We start from the raw sequence: 16,726 nt of genomic DNA, 5'->3' as shown, positions 1-16,726 counted from the left end.
CGTCATCGGCGCTCGTCCCCCTCGGTCCACGGCACGGTCCCCTCCTCGAAGGCGGCCCGAGCGATCGCGTGGGCTGCCGTCGGGTTCGTCACGAAGATGAAGAACAGCAGGAGCACGCTCTTGACCCCGGCGGCCTCCCAGCCGATCGTGAGCGCGACCGCGGCCAGCCCGAAGCCGGCGCCGAGCGTGTCCGCCTGCGAGGCGGTGTGCGCTCGCGAGTACACGTCCGGCAGCCGGAGGACGCCCGTCATCGAAACGAACGTGAAGAACAGTCCGAGCAGCGTGAAACCGACGACGAGCGCCACCCGGGCGGTCTCGAGCGCGTCCATCACAGGACACCACCCCGCTCGACGGTGAACTTCGAGATGGCGATCGCCATCAGGAAGTTCAACAGCGCGTACACCAGCGCGATGTCGAGGAACGTCGGCTCGGAGAGCGCGGCGCTCAGAATGGCGAGGATGACGACGGTGTTCGTCCCGAGGACGTTCACCGCGAGCACCCGATCCTGCATCGTCGGCCCCTTCACGGCCCGGTAGAGCATCCCGATCGCGAGCACGGTGAAGCCCGCGGCCGCGAGAAGCAGGAAGTCGCCGACCGTGTAGCCGGCGACGAGCGTGGCGTCGACCACGCTCATTCGTCGGCCACCTCCGCCGCCTCGCGCTTCCCGCGATCAGCGCGTTTCTCGTCGCCGGACGCGACCGCCGAGTCGGCAGCGGCAGACGAGCCCCCGCCGTCGGCCGACGACGTGCCGCCGTCGGCGGCGGCGATCGGCAGCTCCTCCGTCGCGTCCGGCCCCTGCAGAATCGCGCAGTCGTCCCGCTCGCGCGGCGTCGGGAGCCGCGCCGACGACCGGCCGTAGTAGACGAACCGCGTCCAGCGCTCCAGGGAGCCGTCGAAGAGCCCGTCGCGGGAGGCCGGGATGAGCGAGTGGACGTACAGATCGCTGTCGCGGGCGCGAACCGTCAGCGTCCCCGGCGTCAGCGTGATCGAGTTCGCGAGCGTCATCAGCGGAAGCCCGCTGCCGACGATCACGCGCATCCGGTTCATCGTCGGCTCGATCGGGAGCCGCGGGTCCAGGATCACCCGGGCGACTTCGACGTTCGCCTTGACGATCTCGAAGAGGAGGATGGGGACGTATATCAGGCCGCGGAACACCCGCATCGGCGTCCGCGGAATCGCCGGCTCGGCGTCGATGCTGACCCGCGAGAGGGTGATCGACACGATCGCCGCGGTCGCGATGCCGGTGACCCAGTCGAACCAGTAGAACGGGTCGCCGAGCACGAGGTAGAACGCCAGCGAGAAGCCGAACATCGCGACGAACCGCTTCCCGGTCGCCTCGCTCCGGAGCCGCTCGCGCCGGGTCGGGCGCGTCACCGGCGCGGTTTCGACGGAGAGCGAGGTGTTCGACAGCGCGAACTCAAGCGGCTGGAGCAGCGTGGTGTTGCCGACGGGCGTGTACTCGGGGTCGAGAAGCACCGTGTCGGCGCCGTGTTCCTCCGCGTAGGCGGCGAGCACCTGGACGTAGTCGTCCGGCCCGAACAGGTACTCGTCGGCGCCGATGAGCTTCGTCGCGATCGTTACCGACGGCCGCTCCCCGTCGAAGTCGTCGAGATCGGAGTTGGCCCACGCCTCGGCGCGTTCGAGGACGCGTTCGGCCGCCGACGCCCGGTCGTCGGCGTCGGGGTCGCCGCTGCGCCACGACGCGATCTCCACGAGGTGAATCGTCGAGAACCCGTTGTCGGCCGCCGCCTCGACCGCGTACGCGACCATCGCACGGAGGGTCGGGGTCGGTTCGACGGGAACGACGAGCCCCCCGGTCGGTGCAGACGGGGAGTCGGACTCCGGGTCGCCGGAGTCACCTGCCTCACCGCCCGTCGGGTCGCTGCCGGCGTCGGTGTCAGCCACCCACCACACCTCCGACTGAGCCGAGTTTCGCCGTCTCTATGCACATGTGTATCTCTGTCCCGATCCTTTCTCTACCGCCTCAAAACAGTTTGTATCCGCGACGGTTTCGGAATCCCCGCCGGCGGAGCGGTCGCCGCCGCAGATCCGGACGGGGCTACGCCGATCGCCCGAGTTCCGCGGCCAGTCTGTCGGCGATCCGTCCCGCGACGGCGTCCTTCGAGCCGGCGGCCGCCTCGGGCTCGGTCCCGTCCTCGCCGACGAGGAGGACGCGGGTCTCGTCGCCGCCCATCACGCTCGCGTCGTTGGCGACGACGAACGCGAGCCCGACCCGGTCGCGGATCCGCTCCGCCTCCGCGATCATCGCGTCGTCGTCGCCGGAGGTCTCGGCTTTGAAGCCGACGATCGGGAGGTCCGGATACGCCTCCCGGACCGAGTCGATCAGCTTCGGCGTCGGCTCCAACTCGACCGACAGCGGGGAGCCAGATCGGATCTTCTCATCGACCGCGTCGGCGGTGAAGTCGGAGATGGCCGCCGCGGAGATCAGCGCGTCCGCGGTGGCCGCGGTCCGGCGGCACGCGTCCATCATCTCCGCCGCGGTCTCGACCGCGACCACGTCGGCGTAGGGGACCGTCGGGCCGTCCTGCACCAGCGTCACGGTCGCGCCGCGGACGTACAGCGCCCGCGCCACCGCACGACCGGTCTTCCCCGACGCCCGGTTCGTCAGGATCCGGATCGGGTCGATCCGCTCTTTCGTCGCGCCCGCGGTGACGACGACGTGGGTCCCCGCGAGGGACTGCGGGGCCGTCGCCCGGGCGACCTCGGTCACGATCTCCTCCTCGCCGGCGATCTTCGCCTTCCCCTCCTCGATCCGGGGATCGGCGAACCGCACGTCCCACGCTTCCAGCCGGTCGAGCGCCTCCAGCACGCCCGGGTGGTCGTACATCGGCTCGTGCATCGCCGGCGCCATCACCACCGGCACGCCCGCACCGAGCGCGGTCGTCGCGCAGGTGGTGACCGGCGTGTCGTCGACCGCGGCCGCTATCTTCCCCGCGGTGTTCGCCGTCGCCGGCGCGAGCAGGAGCACGTCGGCCCACCCGTCTCGGCCGCACAGCTCGACGTGTTCCACGTCGCCGGTTATCTCGGTGACGACGGGCTCGTCGGTCGCGAAGTCCACCGCCCACGGGTGAACGATGTTCGTCGCCGCCGGGGACATGACGGCGCGGACGCTCGCACCGTGGCGGCGCAGCTCGTGGGCGAGTTCGACGACCTTCACCGCCGCGATGCTCCCCGAGACGCCGAGCGCGACGTTGACCCCCTGTAGCATTACCGAGACGGTTTCCGCCCCGGTGGCTTATAAGATGTCGTTGCGGAACGCCCTCGCGCTCGCCGCGCCGTCGGAGGCGTCGCCGGCTCCACCGACAGGACGCTACTCCGCGATCTCGACGGTGACCTCGTCGCGCTCGACGGCCAGTTTGAACGTCGGCACCGTCCGGTACACCACCTCGACCACGTTCTTGCGCTCGAGGCTCCGGAGCGCGCGCCGCACCTCGTCCACGTCGGGGTCGAGGTCGAACGCCTCGCGGACCGCGTTGAGCACGGCCACGACCGACTGCGAGCGTTCGTCGGGGCCCGCCACGACCTCGAACACCCGCGCCTCCAGCTCGGGGACGCGGATCGTCTCCGGCGCGCCGCCCTTCGCGACCGCGTCCGCCTCGATCCCGGGCTCGACGTCGACGAGGCCGTTCGCCTCGGCGGTCGACCGGATCAGGCTGTCGTCGTCGCGGTAGTAGTACTCCTTCAGGTGGTTCTCGAGGTACTGGTGCACCTCGCTGCCGCTGTCGAGCTCCCACGCGTCCTGCAGCTCGCCGTTCTTCGTCGGCTGGAGGCGGACGACATCGGCGAGCCGGCTCCGCTCTTCGTCGGTCAGCGCCATACGTGGTCGTTCGCCGGGGCGGGTATGGACGTTCCGGATCGCGGCCCGGACCCGTGGATCGGGAAGTGGGGCCGAAGCGAGGGTCGCAACCGAACGCTGGCGATCGGTTCGGACGGCCGTTCCGCGATCGGCGTCAGGACCCCGTCTGCTCGTCCGCTCCGGCGTCCTCCGACCCGCCGAACTCGCCGTCGACGCCCCACCGCCCCGCGATCGAGTGGCCGTGCGCGTCGGCCGTGTCGATCCCGGTGGACTCGTCGGCGGGTTCGTCGGACGCACCGCGACCCGCCGACGGCTCACCTTCGTTCGCGTCCGTCCCCTCATCTCCCGTCGGGCCGGACCCCGACACGCGGTCGGCGACGAGTTCCGAGAGGGGGTCGACGGTCACGGTCAACCGCGCCACGAAGAAGACGAGCGGGACGAACGACGCGACCAGGAACGCGGCGTCGTAGGTCCACGCGAGCCCGTCGAGCAGGGGGACGACCGCGCCGGCGAACCCGCGGTGGGCGACCAACACGGCCGCCAGCACGACGATCCAGTACGCCATCGCGCCGCCGTTCTCGGCGATTCGCTCGACGTGATCGGCGGCGTCGGTCCGGTGCAGCGCGGTGCGCGTCAGCGAGGCGACCTTCGGCGCGGCGTACACGAGGAGGGAGACCACCGCGGCCGTCACCACCGCGCTGGCGATCGCGGCGAAGGTGACCGGCGTGAGCGGGACCAGACGGTCGACGCCCGGGAGCAGCGTGAACAGGTACAAGACGCCCACCAGCGCGAACGCCGCGATGGCGATCCGACTGGCGGAGCGAACACTGTCGCGATCGAACGCGTCAGTCGTCGATTCGGTTTCGGTCATGGTGCGCTCGGGCGGAGATGCGGGAGGCACATAACCGACCAAGACGCTCAACGCGATTTTACGCGGATTAAGAGTCGCGGGCCGCGCGTTCACCGCCGCCGGCGATCGTCAGTTGGCGTCTTCGACCGCGCTCGCCGCGCGGATCACCGTCTCCTCGTCGAACTTCGGACCGACCAGCTGGAGCCCGACCGGGAGCCCGTCCGCCTCGCCGGCGGGCACCGAGATCGCGGGGAGGTTCGCGAGGTTCACCGGCGTCGTGTTCGCGTCCGCGAGGTACATCCGGAGCGGGTCGTCGAGGCTCTCGCCGAGTTCGAAGGGGAGCACCGGCATCGTCGGCGACGCGATCACGTCCACGTCGGCGAACGCGTCCTCGAAGTCCTGCCGGACCCACGCGCGGGCGTCCTGTGCCTTCTTGTAGTACTTGTCGTGGTACCCCGCAGAGAGCGCGTACGTGCCGAGCAGGATCCGGCGTTTGACCTCCGCGCCGAACCCCTCGTCGCGCGTCTCCGCGAACGACTCGTTCCAGTTGCCGTCCGACTCGGCGCGATGGCCGTACCGGACGCCGTCGAACCGTGCGAGGTTCGAGGACGCCTCCGCCATCGCGATGACGTAGTACGCCTGCACCGCGTGCTCGACCGACGGCAGCGAGATCTCCGTCGTCTCGGCTCCCCGGTCTTCCAGATCCGCGATCGCGTCCTCGACCGTCTCGACGACGCGCTCGTCGGCGCCGTCGAACAGCTCGGTCGGAACCCCGACCGTCAGTCCGTCGACGTCGCCGTCGGCGGCCGCGGCGTAGCTCGGGTCGGGGTCCGCGCCCTCGACTTCGGACAGGTCGCGGGTCGTCCCGTCGTGGGGGTCTGGACCGGCGATGGCGTCGAGCGCGGCGGCCGCCTCCTCGACGGTCCCCGCGATCGGCCCGATCTGTTCGAGGGAGTTCGCGTACGCGATGAGGCCGTACCGCGAGACGAGCCCGTAGGTGGGTTTGATCCCGACGACGCCGCAGAACGCGGCCGGACAGCGCACCGACCCGCCGGTGTCCGAGCCGAGCGCCACGTCGGCGTCACCCGCGGCGACCGCGGCCGCCGAGCCGCCAGAGGAGCCTCCGGGGACGCGCTCCGGGTCGGCCGGGTTCCGAGTGGGGCCGAACGCCGAGGTCTCCGTCGTCGTCCCCATCCCGAACTCGTCCATGTTCGCCTTTCCGACGATCGTCGCGCCCGCCTCCGTGAGGCGGTCGACGACCGTCGCGGAGTACGGGGGAACGTAGTCGGCGAGCATCTCGGAGCCGCAGGTCGTCCGGACTCCCGCGGTGGAGATGTTGTCCTTGACCGCGACCGTCGTCCCCGCGAGGGGGCCCTCGGCGTCGGCGTCGCCCTCGATCGTCGCCTCCGTGATGAAGGCGTTGTGGTCGGCCGCCATCTACGACACCTTCGGCCCGACGAAGTAGCCGTCCTCCGTCTCCTCGGCGTTCGACAGCGCCTCCTCCTGGGCGAGCCCGGACTCGACCTCGTCGGGGCGCATCACGTTCACGAGCTCCTCCTCGCGCTCGGTCTCGGGGACCTCGTCGAGAGCCTCGAAGTAGTCGAGAATGTCGCCGAACTGGGCGGCGAACGTCTCGACTTCGTCGTCGGCGAGGCGTACCCGTGCCAGATCGGCGACGTGACGGACTTCGTCGGCGTCGACGGCGGCCGCGTCGGCACCGGCGGACGCGTCGGCGTCGCCCGCCCCGTCCGCATCCGCGGCATCCGTCGACTCGGACGTATCGCTCATACCTCGAGGTGTCCCGGACCGGGAGTAAGGGTTTCGGAACGTCGCATCGGCCGCACTCGGTACAAAAAGAGAACGCGGCGTCACTCCGCTTCGTCGGCGCGGACCGTCACCACCGGCGGGTCCGAGAGCCGCACCACCTTCTCCGTGACGCTGCCGAGCAGGTAGCGCTCGACGCCGGTCCGCCCGTGGGTTCCCATCACTACGATGTCGATGTCGTTGTCGTCAGCGTACTGCAGGATCGCCGAGTGAGGCGTCCCCATCACGACGGCGGTGGTCACGTCGATCCCGTCGAGCGAGCCGGCCGAGTCCTCGATGAGCTCCTCGGCGTGGGCGGTGACTTCGGCCTCGATCTCGTCCAGGTCGGGTCCGTCCTCGTGCCGACCGATGTACCCCTCGTCGGGCGTTCGGCCGCTCATCGCTTGGCTCTCCTCGTCGAGGAACGCCCCGCTCAGGCCCAACCCCCCCTCGCGGGTGTCGACGACGTGCAACACGTGCACGGTCGCGTCGAACGTCGCCGCGAGCGTCCCCACGTGCGCCGCCGCCGCTTCTGACCCAGCGCTCCCGTCCGTTGGGTATAGTATGTTGTCGTACATGTTATCAGCGGCAGAAGTTTCGGATAGGAGATATAAAAACGCAGCGCAGATTCCCTCTCACGCCGGTTCTGCTTCGGACAGAGAGTCGTCGGCTCCCCGTCGCGGAGAGCGGCCGCCGGCCCGCTGGCCTACAGTAGGTCGTTCGAGACGAGCCGATCGACCGCCTCGCGCAGGCGCTGTTCGCTCGCGGCGTACGAGATCCGGGCGTACCCGGGCGCGTTGAACGCACCGCCGGGGACGCAGGCGACGGACGCCTCTTCGATGGCGGCCTCGCACCACGCCTGATCGTCGTCGTCGACGGGGATCATCATGTAGAAGGCGCCGTCGCCCACGTCGACGTCGACGCCGTGCTCGTCGAACAGGTCGACGAGGAGGTCGCGGCGGTCGCGGAACGCGTCCCGCATCTCCGTGACCGACTCGTCGGTGTTCTCCAGCGCCTCGACGCCCGCGCGCTGGACGAAGTTGACCGCGCACGAGACGGAGTGGGAGTGGAGCTTGCCGGCCTGCCCGACGAACTCGTCGGTCGCGTGGAGGTAGCCGAGCCGCCAGCCGGTCATCGAGTACGCCTTCGAGAAGCCGTTGATCGTCACGGTCCGATCGGCCATCCCCTCGAGGCTCGCGAGCGAGACGTGGTCGGCGTCGTACGTGATCTGCTCGTAGATCTCGTCGGAGATCACGGCGATGTCGTGTTCGACCGCGAGGTCGCGGACGCCCTCCAAGGCGGTCTCCGAGAAGACCGCGCCCGTGGGGTTCGACGGGGAGTTGACGACGAGCAGTTCGGTCTCGTCCGAGACCGTCTCCGCGAGCGCGTCGAGCGCCGGCTCCAGCTGGAACCCGTGCGGCGCCAGATCGACCCGCGAGAGGTCGGCGCCGGCGAGCTTCGCCATCGCCTCGTAGGAGACCCACGCGGGGTCGAGCAGGACGACCTCGTCCCCGTCGTCGATCAGCGTCTGGAACGTCTCGTACAGGGCCTGCTTGCCGCCGGGCGTGACGATCACTTCGTCGGCGTCGGCGTCGACGCCGGTGCCGCGGAGCTTCGCCGCGATCGCCTCCTTGAGCTGCGGGATCCCGTTCGAGGAGGTGTAGCCCGTGTGGCCGGCGTCGAGGGCCGCTTTGCCCGCCTCGACGATGTTCGCCGGCGTGTCGAAGTCGGGCTCGCCGACCGAGAGGTCGACGATGTCGGCGCCCTCGGCTTCCTTCTCCGCAGCGAGGTTCGATATCGCCAGCGTGGCGCTGGGCTCTACGCGTCCGATCCGCTCTGAAAAGTCGTATGCGTCGCTCATTGTGGTGTCCTCCGTGCTGACCGCGCGCCCGTCATTCGAGCTCCTCCACGAGGTCGATCGCGCTGTCCGCCGCGTCTGCGCCCTTGTCGATGCGCTCGCGCGCCTCCGCGCCGGACATTCCCGGACCGCTCACGCCGAACGTGACGGGGGTGTCACGGTCGAGGCTCACCTGCGTGAGCTTCTCGGCGGTCGCGCTCGCGATCACGTGGTCGTGGTCGGTGTCGCCGGTGACGATGGCGCCGATCACCGCGACGGCGTCGACGTCGTCTCGGCGTGCGAGGCGGTCGGCGGCCAGCGGGCTGTCGTACGCTCCCGGCACGCTCAGTTCGTCGACGACGACGGCGTCGCGGTCGGCGGCCGCCTCCCGGGCGGCCTCGGCCATCGGCTCCGTGACGGAGTCGTTGAACCGCGCCACCACCAGTCCCAGCGAGACCATACGCTCGCTCGCACCGGCGGCGCCAAAGGTCTACCGTTCCGGAGGAGGGTTGCCGGGCGAACGCGATCGGGTCGCGGACGATGCGCTGCTATGTTCTTATAAATCCTCGGTCGCGGTGGCGCGCGCCTCCGAGCGGCCAACGGCCGCGAGGAGCGCGTGCGAGGGAGTCGGTCGTCCGAAGCAACGCGGAGGACGACCGACGAGGCTGGGGAGGCGTGAGGCTGCGGTTACAGTGTGTAGGGAGGGACTCAAAGGGGCAGTCGCGAGGGCGAAGCTCGGCGACACAAGCACTGGAAGGAGCGAGCACCGCGAGCGACTGAAGCGCGCAGCGAGCCGCACGAGTCCTCGCGGCTGGGGCTTTGGCGGTGTTCGCGGTGTCAATGATTTTGTACAGCCGAGCGGCTGGGGCTTTGGCGGTGTTCACCGCGGCGCTGCCGTCAACCACTCAAAAACGAGCGGCTGGAGCTTTCGAGGAGTTCACTGACGAACGCTCGACGGTCGCGGATAAACAGTCGTTCGAGCCTTCGAGCTCGGAACCGTCTCACTTCGCGACCTTCGCCTCGAACTTCTCGCGCACCTTCTCCATCTTCGGCTTCGCGTGGAAGGTGCAGTAGGCGTCGTCGGGGTTCTTCGCGAAGTAGTCCTGGTGGTGCTCCTCGGCGCGGTAGAACGTCTCCAGCCGCTCGAGCTCCGTCACCACGTCGTCGTCGTACTCCTCGTCGAGCGCGTCGATGTACGCCTCGGCGACCGCGCGCTGGTCCTCGTCGTGATAGAGGACGATCGAGCGGTACTGGGAGCCAACGTCGGGCCCCTGCCGGTTGAGCTGGGTCGGATCGTGGATCTCGAAGAACGCTTCGAGCACCTCGTCGTAGGCGATCACGTCGGGGTCGAACTCGACCTGCACGACTTCGGCGTGACCGGTGTTCCCGGAGCAGACCTGCTTGTACGTCGGGTCGTCGACGTGGCCCCCGGCGTAGCCGGACGTGACCGACTCGACGCCGGCGAGCTGTTCGAGCGCCGCCTCGACACACCAGAAGCAGCCGCCGCCGAGCGTCGCGGTTTCGAGCTGATCGGACATACTGGGAGCAAGGGCTCGGAGACGTATTAATGGCCCGCGCCACCGCGACCGGGGTGCGACCGTCTCCGCACACTCAGTTTTTAAGCGGCTGAGCGCCGACCCGACCGTATGCGCGAACTCGCGGACCTGACCGAGGAGTTGGTCGCCATACCGTCCCACGAGGACGAGACCGCCGCCGGCGACGCGATCGAGGCGTGGCTGCGCGACGAGACCGACGCGCGGATCGAGCGCGACGACGCGGGCAACGTGCTCGCGTACAAAGGCGCGACGGACGACCCCGACGCCGACACCCTCGCGCTCGTCGGCCATCACGACGTGGTGCCGCCGGCGGACCGCCAGACGACCGGCGAAGGCAACGCGGGCGACTACGTCGTCGAGCGCCGCGAGGGGCGGATCTACGGCCGCGGCGCGGCGGACATGAAGGGCGCGGTCGCGGCCTGTCTGCTCGCGTTCCGGGAGGCCGAACCGCCGGCCGGCCGCGAGCTCGCGGTCGCCTCGTTCGTCGGCGAGGAGGTCGGCGGGACCGGCGCGCGCCACGCGATCGAGGAGGGGTTCGCCCCCGACTACGCGGTCGTGGCCGAGGGGTCGACGGAGTACTCGAAGCCGGGCGTCACCGACATCGCCGTCGCGCACAAGGGCCGGCGCGCCTCGACGCTCGTCGCGAGCGGCGTCGCGGCGCACGCCTCCGAGCCCGAGGCCGGCGAGAACGCGATCTACCGCGCGAGCGACGCGATCGACGAGGTGCGAGGGCTCGCCGCGCCGTCGGCGACCGTCTTCGGCGAGCGCGTCACCGGATCGCTCGCGGTGACGATGGTCCACGGCGGCGAGACGTGGAACGTGATCCCCGAGCGCTGCGAGGTGACGATCGACGAGCGCACGGTCCCCGGCGATCGCGCCGACCTCGCTCGCGCCGCCGAGGCGGTCGACGGCGTCGACTGGGAGATCGATCAGGACCTGCCGCCGATGGCCTGCGGCGACGACACGTTCGCGGACGCCGCGCTCGCGGCCGCCAGCGAGGTGCACGACGAACTGGGGCTCGACGCGCCCGAACACGTCGTCAAACCCCACGCCACCGACGCGGGCTGGCTGGCCGAGGCCGGCACCGACTGCGTCGTCTGTGGAGCCTCCGAGCCGGGCGAGGCGCACACCGAGTCGGAGAGCGTCGCGGTCGACGTGCTGGAGCGCTGCTACCGGATCTACGAGACCCTCGGCGAGCGGGCGTTCTGACCCGGCCGCGACGCGGTGCGCCGCGCGACGCTCGATCCCACCGAGCGACGCGGTATGGAAGGGGTTTTATGCGCCCCGGGGGAAGTGTGCGCCACTATGGGAGACAAGTCGAAGGCTCAAAAGAAGCGTCTGGCGAAGGCGGAACGCCAGAACACCCGCGTCCCCGCGTGGGTCATGATGAAGACCGACATGAACGTGACGCGAAACCCCAAGCGGCGCAACTGGCGCCGGAACGACCTGGACGAGTAAATGTCGACGAGTGATTTCGAGGAGCGCGTCGTCACCGTCCCGCTCCGCGACGCCAACGACAAGCCGGTCCAGGAACGCGCCGACTTCGCGATGAAGATCGTCCGCGAACACCTCGCGCAGCACTTCTCCGTCGACGAGGAGGAGGTCGTCCTCGACACCTCGGTCAACGAGGTCGTCTGGGCGAACGGGCGCCAGAACCCGCCGAGCAAGGTCCGCGTCCGCGCGGCCCGGTTCGTCGAGGACGGCGAGCCCGTCGTCGAAGCCGAGCACGCCGAGTAACGTGTTACGGGCGACTTTCACCGGCTCGTCGTACGTGGGCGTGTTCGCCCGCGCGATCGACGACCTCCTGTTGGTCCGGCCGGACGTCGACGAGGACCTCGCCGACGCGCTCGGCGAGGAACTGGGCGCCGATCCCCTCCTCACGACCGTCGGTGGCGCCAACACCGTCGGCTCCCTCGCGACGGGCAACGAGAACGGCGTGCTCGTCTCCGCGAGGGCGACCGAACGGGAGCAGTCGCGAATCGCCGAGGCCGCCGACCGCGAGGTCGGGGAGCTCCCCGGTGAGATCAACGCGGCCGGGAACGTCGTCCTCGCGAACGACTACGGCGCCTACGTCCACCCGGACCTGCCGCGCGAGTCGATCGTGACGATCAGAGAGACCCTCGACGTCCCCGTGGTCCGCGGCGACCTCGGCGACGTGCGAACGGTCGGCACCGCCGCGGTCGCTAACAACACCGGCGTGCTCTGTCACCCCCAATCGACCGAATCGGAGCTGCAGGCCGTCGAGGAGGCGCTCGACGTCCGCGCCGACCTCGGAACGATCAACTACGGCGCGCCGCTCGTCGGCTCCGGGCTCGTCGCCACCGACGACGGATATGTCGTCGGCGAGGAGACGACCGGTCCCGAACTGGGCCGGATCGAGGAGACGCTCGGCTTCATCGACTGAGGCCGGCACGCCCTTCACACTCAGCCGCTCCGACCGCGCCTTTTCCGGCGGTTCTGTCCCTCGTTTCAACGCGCCGCAGAGTGGCGGGTGTCTGTCCGTACTGGGTGTCCGCTATCGAATGTCGGTTCCCGACGAGAGATCGATTCCCGACGGTGGCCGCCGGCGAGACGACTCCGGGCCCCCGGTTCCGGCAGGCCGATCGCGCTCTGCGGCCGTGCGTCACAGGGAGACGGATGCTGCCAGTCGGTGGTGTCGAATTTCGGACTACGTGGGCCGCTGTGTGGCGCTCAGGTTGGTTCGGCCGTGCGCGTTCGCGTCTCGCTTTTTAGGAAGATACTTCCCTGTCCCTGCCGGATCGGTGAACATGAGTACCTACACGGTGAGTGGACGGTTCCAGAGTCGAGACGGCTTCCAGCCGTTCACCAAGGACGTCGAGGCGGAGAACGAGGACCTCGCCCGCGAGCGCATCTACACGACGGTCGGGAGCCAGCACAGCCGGAAGCGCACCCAGATCGAGATCGAGGAGGTGTCCGCGGCATGATGGGCGGCGGGCAACAGCAGCTCCAGCAGCTCTCCCAGGAGCTGCAGGCGCTCGACGAGGAGATCGAGGCGCTCGAAGCCGAGATCGCCGACTACCGCGAGGAGCAGTCCGACATCGACGACGCGGTCGAGGCGATCGAGACCCTCGACTCGGGCTCGACGGTGCAGGTTCCGCTCGGCGGCGGCGCCTACGTCCGCGCCGAGGTTCAGGACATCGACGAGATCATCGTCTCGCTCGGCGGCAACTACTCGGCCGAGCAGAGCGAGGAGGACGCCATCGACGTGCTCCGACGGAAGCAGGAGGCGCTCAACGACCGCATCGAAGAGACGGAGGAGGAGGTCGACGAGCTCGAAGACGAGAGCGACGAGCTCGAACAGCAGGCCCAGCAGATGCAACAGCAGATGCAGCAACAGCAGATGCAGCAGATGCAGCAGGGCCAGGGCGACGAGGAGTAACGACCGACCGTGTTTGACGGACTGAAAGACAAGCTCTCCGGGTTCCGGGAGGACGTCGAGGAGAACGCCGAGGTCGAGGAGCCCGCAGAGCGGGACGAGGCAGCGGCGGACGAGAGCGCAGCCCCCGAGGATTCCGGGGGCGAGCAGCCCGCGGCGAGCGAAACCGCCCCCGCTGGATCGCCGGCCGAGGACGCCGCCGCTGACGACGAGGACGGCGACAACGAGCCGAGCACCTTCCAGCGGGCGAAGGCGTTCGCGACCGGTCGGATCATCATCGAAGAGGAGGACCTAGAGCAGCCGCTGTGGGACCTGGAGATGGCCCTCCTGGAGAGCGACGTGGAGATGAGCGTCGCCGAGCGCATCCTGGACACCGTTCGAGAGAAGATGCTCGGCGAGTCGCGCAAACAGGTCGAGACGACCGGCGAGCTCGTCGAATCGGCGCTTCACGACGCCCTCCTCGACGTGATCGCCGTCGGGCAGTTCGACTTCGAAGAGCGGATCGCCGAGGCGGACAAACCCGTCACGATCGTCTTCACCGGCGTCAACGGCGTCGGGAAGACGACGAGCATCGCGAAGCTCTCTGAATGGCTCGCCGACCGCGGCTACTCGTCCGTGATGGCGAACGGCGACACGTACCGCGCGGGCGCCAACGAGCAGATACAGGAGCACGCCGACCGGCTCGATCGGGAGCTCATCTCCCACGATCAGGGCGGCGACCCCGCGGCGGTGATCTACGACGGCGTCGAGTACGCCGAGGCGAACGACATCGACGTGGTCCTCGGCGACACCGCGGGCCGGCTCCACACGAGCGACGACCTGATGGCCCAGCTGGAGAAGATCGACCGCGTCGTCGACCCGGACATGACGCTGTTCGTCGACGAGGCGGTCGCGGGGCAGGACGCCGTGAACCGCGCGAAGGAGTTCAACGACGCCGCCGAGATCGACGGCGCGATCCTCACGAAGGCCGACGCCGACTCCTCCGGCGGCGCCGCCATCTCCGTCGCGTACGTCACGGGGAAGCCGATCCTCTTCCTGGGGACCGGGCAGGGGTACGACGACCTCACCCTGTTCGAGCCCGAGGAGCTCGTCGAGAGCCTCCTCGGCGAGGACTGATTCGGCGAGAGCCGGACCAGGCGACCGCTCTTCTTCCGCCGTCGGCTCTTATCCCTCCCCGACCATCCGGTCCTCCTCGTCCCACTCGCGCTCGCGCAGCTCGTACTTCTGGATCTTCCCGGTCGCCGTCGTCGGTAGCTCGGCGACGAACTCCACCTCGCCGGGCGTCTTGTAGTCGGCGACGCGATCGCGGACGAACGCGGTGAGCTCTTCGGGCGTCGCGCCCGGGTCGTCGGGATCGCCGCTCTCGGGGACGACGAACGCCTTCGGGGTCTCGCCCCACCGCTCGTCGGGGGCGGGGATGACGGCAACGTCGGAGACGACATCGTGCTCGAAGAGGGTGTCCTCCAACTCGATCGAGGAGATGTTCTCGCCCCCGGAGATGATGATGTCCTTTTTGCGATCCTGGATCGAGACGAAGCCGTCCTCGTCGACGACGGCCAGATCTCCCATGTGGTAATACCCCTCCAGTCGCTCGGAGAACGCCGACTCGGTGGCCTCGGGCTTGTTCCAGTAGCGGTCCATCACCTGGTTGCCGCGGACGACGATCTCGCCGATCGTCTCTCCGTCGGCGGCCACGTCCTCGCCGTCCTCGTCGACCACGCGCACGTCCGTGCCGAGGTAGCCGATCCCCTGCGTCTTCTTGATCGCGAACCGGTCGTCGGAGTCGGCGTCGTAGTGTCGCTTGGCGTCCGATGTCGTCACGAGCGGCCCCGTCTCGGTCGCGCCGTACACGTGTTTGAGCCCCCAGCCGAACTCCTCTTCGACGGTGCGGATCGTCGTCTCCGGCGGCGCCGCGCCCGCGGTGGCGACCCGCACGTCGTTGTTGCCGGTCGTCGCGCCGCCGTGCTCGGCGTAGTGGTCGCCGAGCATGTTGAGGACGGTCGGCGCCGCACAGAAGTACGACACGTCCTCGGTCCGGATCCGGTCGAACGTCTCGGCGACGTCGACGCCGCGGGTGCAGATGTGGCGGGCGCCCATCCCCGTGATCGCGTAGATGTGCCCCCAGCCGTTGACGTGGAACATCGGCAGCGTCCAGAGGTACACGTCGTCGTCGGTGATCTCCTGATGGATCGTGATCAGGTAGGCGTGCAGCGTCTCGGAGCGGTGGGTGCGACAGACCCCCTTCGGATCGCCGGTGGTCCCGGAGGTGTAGTTGATCGTGATCACGTCGTCTTCGTCCATCTCCGGGCGCTCGTAGGCGTCGGGGTCCGCGTCGTCGAGCACCTCGTCGAACGACTCCCAGTCGCCTTCGACCGCGTCGGCGTCGTTCGTGAGGAACGTCTCGGTCGGCACCTCGTCGCGGACCGCTTCGACGTTCGCGGCGTACTCGGCGTCCGCGTAGATGGCGTCGACGCCGGCATCGGAGAGCATGTACGAGAAGTCGCCTGGCGTGAGTCGGTAGTTCAGCGGAGTGTGGATCGCGCCGGTCTGCATCGCGCCGTAAGCGGCCTCCAGGTGGTAGTGGGTGTTCGGGTCCAACACCGCGACGCGGTCACCCTTCTCGATCCCGCGCTCCTGCAGGGCAGCGGAGAACCGATCCGCGCGCTCGCCCAACTCGGCGTAGGTGTATCGCGTTCCGTCCACGGCGAGGACAGCCTCCTCGTCGGCGTAGTGGCGCCGCGCCCGGTCTAGGAAGTCCGTCGTCAGTAGCGGTTTTCGCATCAATTTATAACTATCTATGATTCATAATAGCGTTTGTGGCCGAAGCAAGACGGACGCCGCGATCGGTTCGGCTCGAGGAGGCCCGTTCGGAGCCGGCTCGACCGCGACCCCCGTCGCGTCCGCCCCGGGTTTTTACTCCGGCCACCCGGAGACACCCGTATGAGCGACGACTCCGACCGATCGCCGATCACCGACGGCTACGTGGTCCCGATCGCCGGGCTGATAGCGCTGTGTTTCGCCGTGATGGCCGGACTGACTGCCCCGCGGGCGCTCTCGGGTGAGCCCGCCCAGGCCCTGTTACCGATCGGATTCGCCATCGGTGCGCTCGCCGCGCTTCGGCTCAGCCAGCGGCACGCGGCCGCGAGCGCTGACTCGGACGACGTTGCCGCCGACGACGAGGCGCGCTGATCACCGGCTGCAACCGCCGCCGATCGGTACTTAAACGCATCGTGGGGGAATCGCACACGGCGACGGGATCAGAACCCTTAACAGTCGCACGCGGTTTTGATACGATAGCGGGATGGGATAGCCAGGAGATTCCGCCGGGCTCATAACCCGGAGATCGGTAGTTCAAATCTACCTCCCGCTACTTCTGGACGAACGCCACACGCTGAGTCGCGCGTTCGGTTCCCCCTCGTTTCATCGATTCTCGTCCGATTCGGCTCGTATCTCCCGCCGCGTAGCG

21 protein-coding genes and 1 tRNA gene are annotated in these 16,726 nt (G+C 69.2%); 9 read left to right on the top strand and 13 right to left on the bottom strand.

Annotated features, from left to right (window positions below; translation table 11 throughout):
- Positions 1-2: 2 nt before the first annotated feature.
- The 12 genes from mnhG to msrA all read right to left on the bottom strand — a co-directional run bounded on the left by mnhG (position 3) and on the right by msrA (position 9,845).
- Positions 3-329 (bottom strand): monovalent cation/H(+) antiporter subunit G, encoded by a 327-nt coding sequence (mnhG, locus tag DJ69_RS07185; protein ID WP_099254995.1) that lies wholly within the window; start codon positions 327-329, stop codon positions 3-5.
- Positions 329-634: a cation:proton antiporter gene (locus tag DJ69_RS07180; RefSeq protein ID WP_099254994.1), complete on the bottom strand. Its 306-nt coding sequence runs from the start codon at positions 632-634 to the stop codon at positions 329-331. The genes mnhG and DJ69_RS07180 overlap by 1 nt, the downstream gene beginning before the upstream one ends.
- Positions 631-1,905: a monovalent cation/H+ antiporter subunit E gene (locus DJ69_RS07175; RefSeq protein ID WP_099254993.1), complete on the bottom strand. Its 1,275-nt coding sequence runs from the start codon at positions 1,903-1,905 to the stop codon at positions 631-633. Before DJ69_RS07175 ends, DJ69_RS07180 begins: the two co-directional genes overlap by 4 nt.
- Before the next feature lie 154 nt (positions 1,906-2,059).
- Complete coding sequence (gene coaBC, locus DJ69_RS07170; protein WP_099254992.1) at positions 2,060-3,229, bottom strand: bifunctional phosphopantothenoylcysteine decarboxylase/phosphopantothenate--cysteine ligase CoaBC; 1,170 nt, start codon at positions 3,227-3,229, stop codon at positions 2,060-2,062.
- Between the two features lie 102 nt (positions 3,230-3,331).
- Positions 3,332-3,838 carry a DUF5797 family protein gene (locus tag DJ69_RS07165; protein ID WP_099254991.1) on the bottom strand — a complete coding sequence of 169 codons (507 nt, stop codon included), beginning with the start codon at positions 3,836-3,838 and terminating at the stop codon, positions 3,332-3,334.
- Between the two features lie 133 nt (positions 3,839-3,971).
- Entirely contained in the window at positions 3,972-4,688 is a 717-nt protein-coding gene (locus DJ69_RS07160; protein WP_099254990.1) for a hypothetical protein, read from the bottom strand.
- A gap of 108 nt (positions 4,689-4,796) precedes the next feature.
- Entirely contained in the window at positions 4,797-6,104 is a 1,308-nt protein-coding gene (gene gatA / locus DJ69_RS07155) for an Asp-tRNA(Asn)/Glu-tRNA(Gln) amidotransferase subunit GatA (protein ID WP_099254989.1), read from the bottom strand.
- Positions 6,105-6,455: an Asp-tRNA(Asn)/Glu-tRNA(Gln) amidotransferase subunit GatC gene (gene gatC / locus DJ69_RS07150; RefSeq protein ID WP_099254988.1), complete on the bottom strand. Its 351-nt coding sequence runs from the start codon at positions 6,453-6,455 to the stop codon at positions 6,105-6,107. It lies immediately after the preceding gene.
- 80 nt (positions 6,456-6,535) lie between these two features.
- Positions 6,536-7,048, bottom strand: coding sequence for a universal stress protein (locus DJ69_RS07145; protein ID WP_099254987.1), 513 nt, complete (start codon positions 7,046-7,048; stop codon positions 6,536-6,538).
- A gap of 128 nt (positions 7,049-7,176) precedes the next feature.
- A complete protein-coding gene (locus DJ69_RS07140) occupies positions 7,177-8,331 on the bottom strand; it encodes a pyridoxal phosphate-dependent aminotransferase (protein ID WP_099254986.1) in 1,155 nt (384 codons plus the stop codon).
- A 31-nt stretch (positions 8,332-8,362) separates the two neighbouring features.
- Positions 8,363-8,767, bottom strand: a complete 405-nt coding sequence (gene ribH, locus DJ69_RS07135) for a 6,7-dimethyl-8-ribityllumazine synthase (RefSeq protein WP_099254985.1) — start codon at positions 8,765-8,767, stop codon at positions 8,363-8,365.
- A 541-nt stretch (positions 8,768-9,308) separates the two neighbouring features.
- A complete protein-coding gene (gene msrA, locus DJ69_RS07125; protein ID WP_099254983.1) occupies positions 9,309-9,845 on the bottom strand; it encodes a peptide-methionine (S)-S-oxide reductase MsrA in 537 nt (178 codons plus the stop codon).
- A 108-nt stretch (positions 9,846-9,953) separates the two neighbouring features.
- Between msrA and DJ69_RS07120 the strand changes: the two genes are divergently transcribed.
- From DJ69_RS07120 to ftsY, 7 genes are all read left to right on the top strand, one after another.
- Positions 9,954-11,072: a M20 family metallopeptidase gene (locus DJ69_RS07120; protein WP_099254982.1), complete on the top strand. Its 1,119-nt coding sequence runs from the start codon at positions 9,954-9,956 to the stop codon at positions 11,070-11,072.
- 96 nt (positions 11,073-11,168) lie between these two features.
- On the top strand, positions 11,169-11,321 hold the full coding sequence (locus DJ69_RS07115; protein WP_004050128.1) for a 50S ribosomal protein L39e: 153 nt from the start codon (positions 11,169-11,171) through the stop codon (positions 11,319-11,321).
- Positions 11,322-11,600, top strand: a complete 279-nt coding sequence (locus DJ69_RS07110; protein ID WP_099254981.1) for a 50S ribosomal protein L31e — start codon at positions 11,322-11,324, stop codon at positions 11,598-11,600. It abuts the gene before it with no gap.
- A 1-nt stretch (position 11,601) separates the two neighbouring features.
- Positions 11,602-12,267, top strand: a complete 666-nt coding sequence (locus DJ69_RS07105; RefSeq protein ID WP_099254980.1) for a translation initiation factor IF-6 — start codon at positions 11,602-11,604, stop codon at positions 12,265-12,267.
- A gap of 364 nt (positions 12,268-12,631) precedes the next feature.
- Positions 12,632-12,808, top strand: coding sequence for a 50S ribosomal protein L18Ae (gene rpl18a, locus DJ69_RS07100; RefSeq protein ID WP_004050131.1), 177 nt, complete (start codon positions 12,632-12,634; stop codon positions 12,806-12,808).
- On the top strand, positions 12,808-13,263 hold the full coding sequence (pfdA, locus tag DJ69_RS07095) for a prefoldin subunit alpha (RefSeq protein ID WP_099254979.1): 456 nt from the start codon (positions 12,808-12,810) through the stop codon (positions 13,261-13,263). Before rpl18a ends, pfdA begins: the two co-directional genes overlap by 1 nt.
- Positions 13,264-13,272: 9 nt before the next feature.
- Positions 13,273-14,376, top strand: a complete 1,104-nt coding sequence (gene ftsY / locus DJ69_RS07090; RefSeq protein ID WP_099254978.1) for a signal recognition particle-docking protein FtsY — start codon at positions 13,273-13,275, stop codon at positions 14,374-14,376.
- A gap of 48 nt (positions 14,377-14,424) precedes the next feature.
- On the opposite strand, the gene DJ69_RS07085 is transcribed toward ftsY, so the two are convergent.
- Positions 14,425-16,041 (bottom strand): long-chain-fatty-acid--CoA ligase, encoded by a 1,617-nt coding sequence (locus DJ69_RS07085; protein WP_099254977.1) that lies wholly within the window; start codon positions 16,039-16,041, stop codon positions 14,425-14,427.
- Positions 16,042-16,200: 159 nt separating this feature from the next.
- Here DJ69_RS07085 and DJ69_RS07080 point away from each other — a divergent pair, with 159 nt between their 5' ends.
- Both DJ69_RS07080 and DJ69_RS07075 read left to right on the top strand, forming a co-directional pair.
- On the top strand, positions 16,201-16,449 hold the full coding sequence (locus tag DJ69_RS07080) for a hypothetical protein (protein ID WP_099254976.1): 249 nt from the start codon (positions 16,201-16,203) through the stop codon (positions 16,447-16,449).
- A gap of 106 nt (positions 16,450-16,555) precedes the next feature.
- Positions 16,556-16,630: transfer RNA gene (locus DJ69_RS07075), tRNA-Met, on the top strand.
- Positions 16,631-16,726 lie beyond the last annotated feature (96 nt).

It is taken from the genome of Halorubrum persicum, assembly GCF_002727125.1.
Lineage (GTDB): Archaea > Halobacteriota > Halobacteria > Halobacteriales > Haloferacaceae > Halorubrum > Halorubrum persicum.
This window is presented reverse-complemented; position numbering and strand designations above follow the sequence as displayed.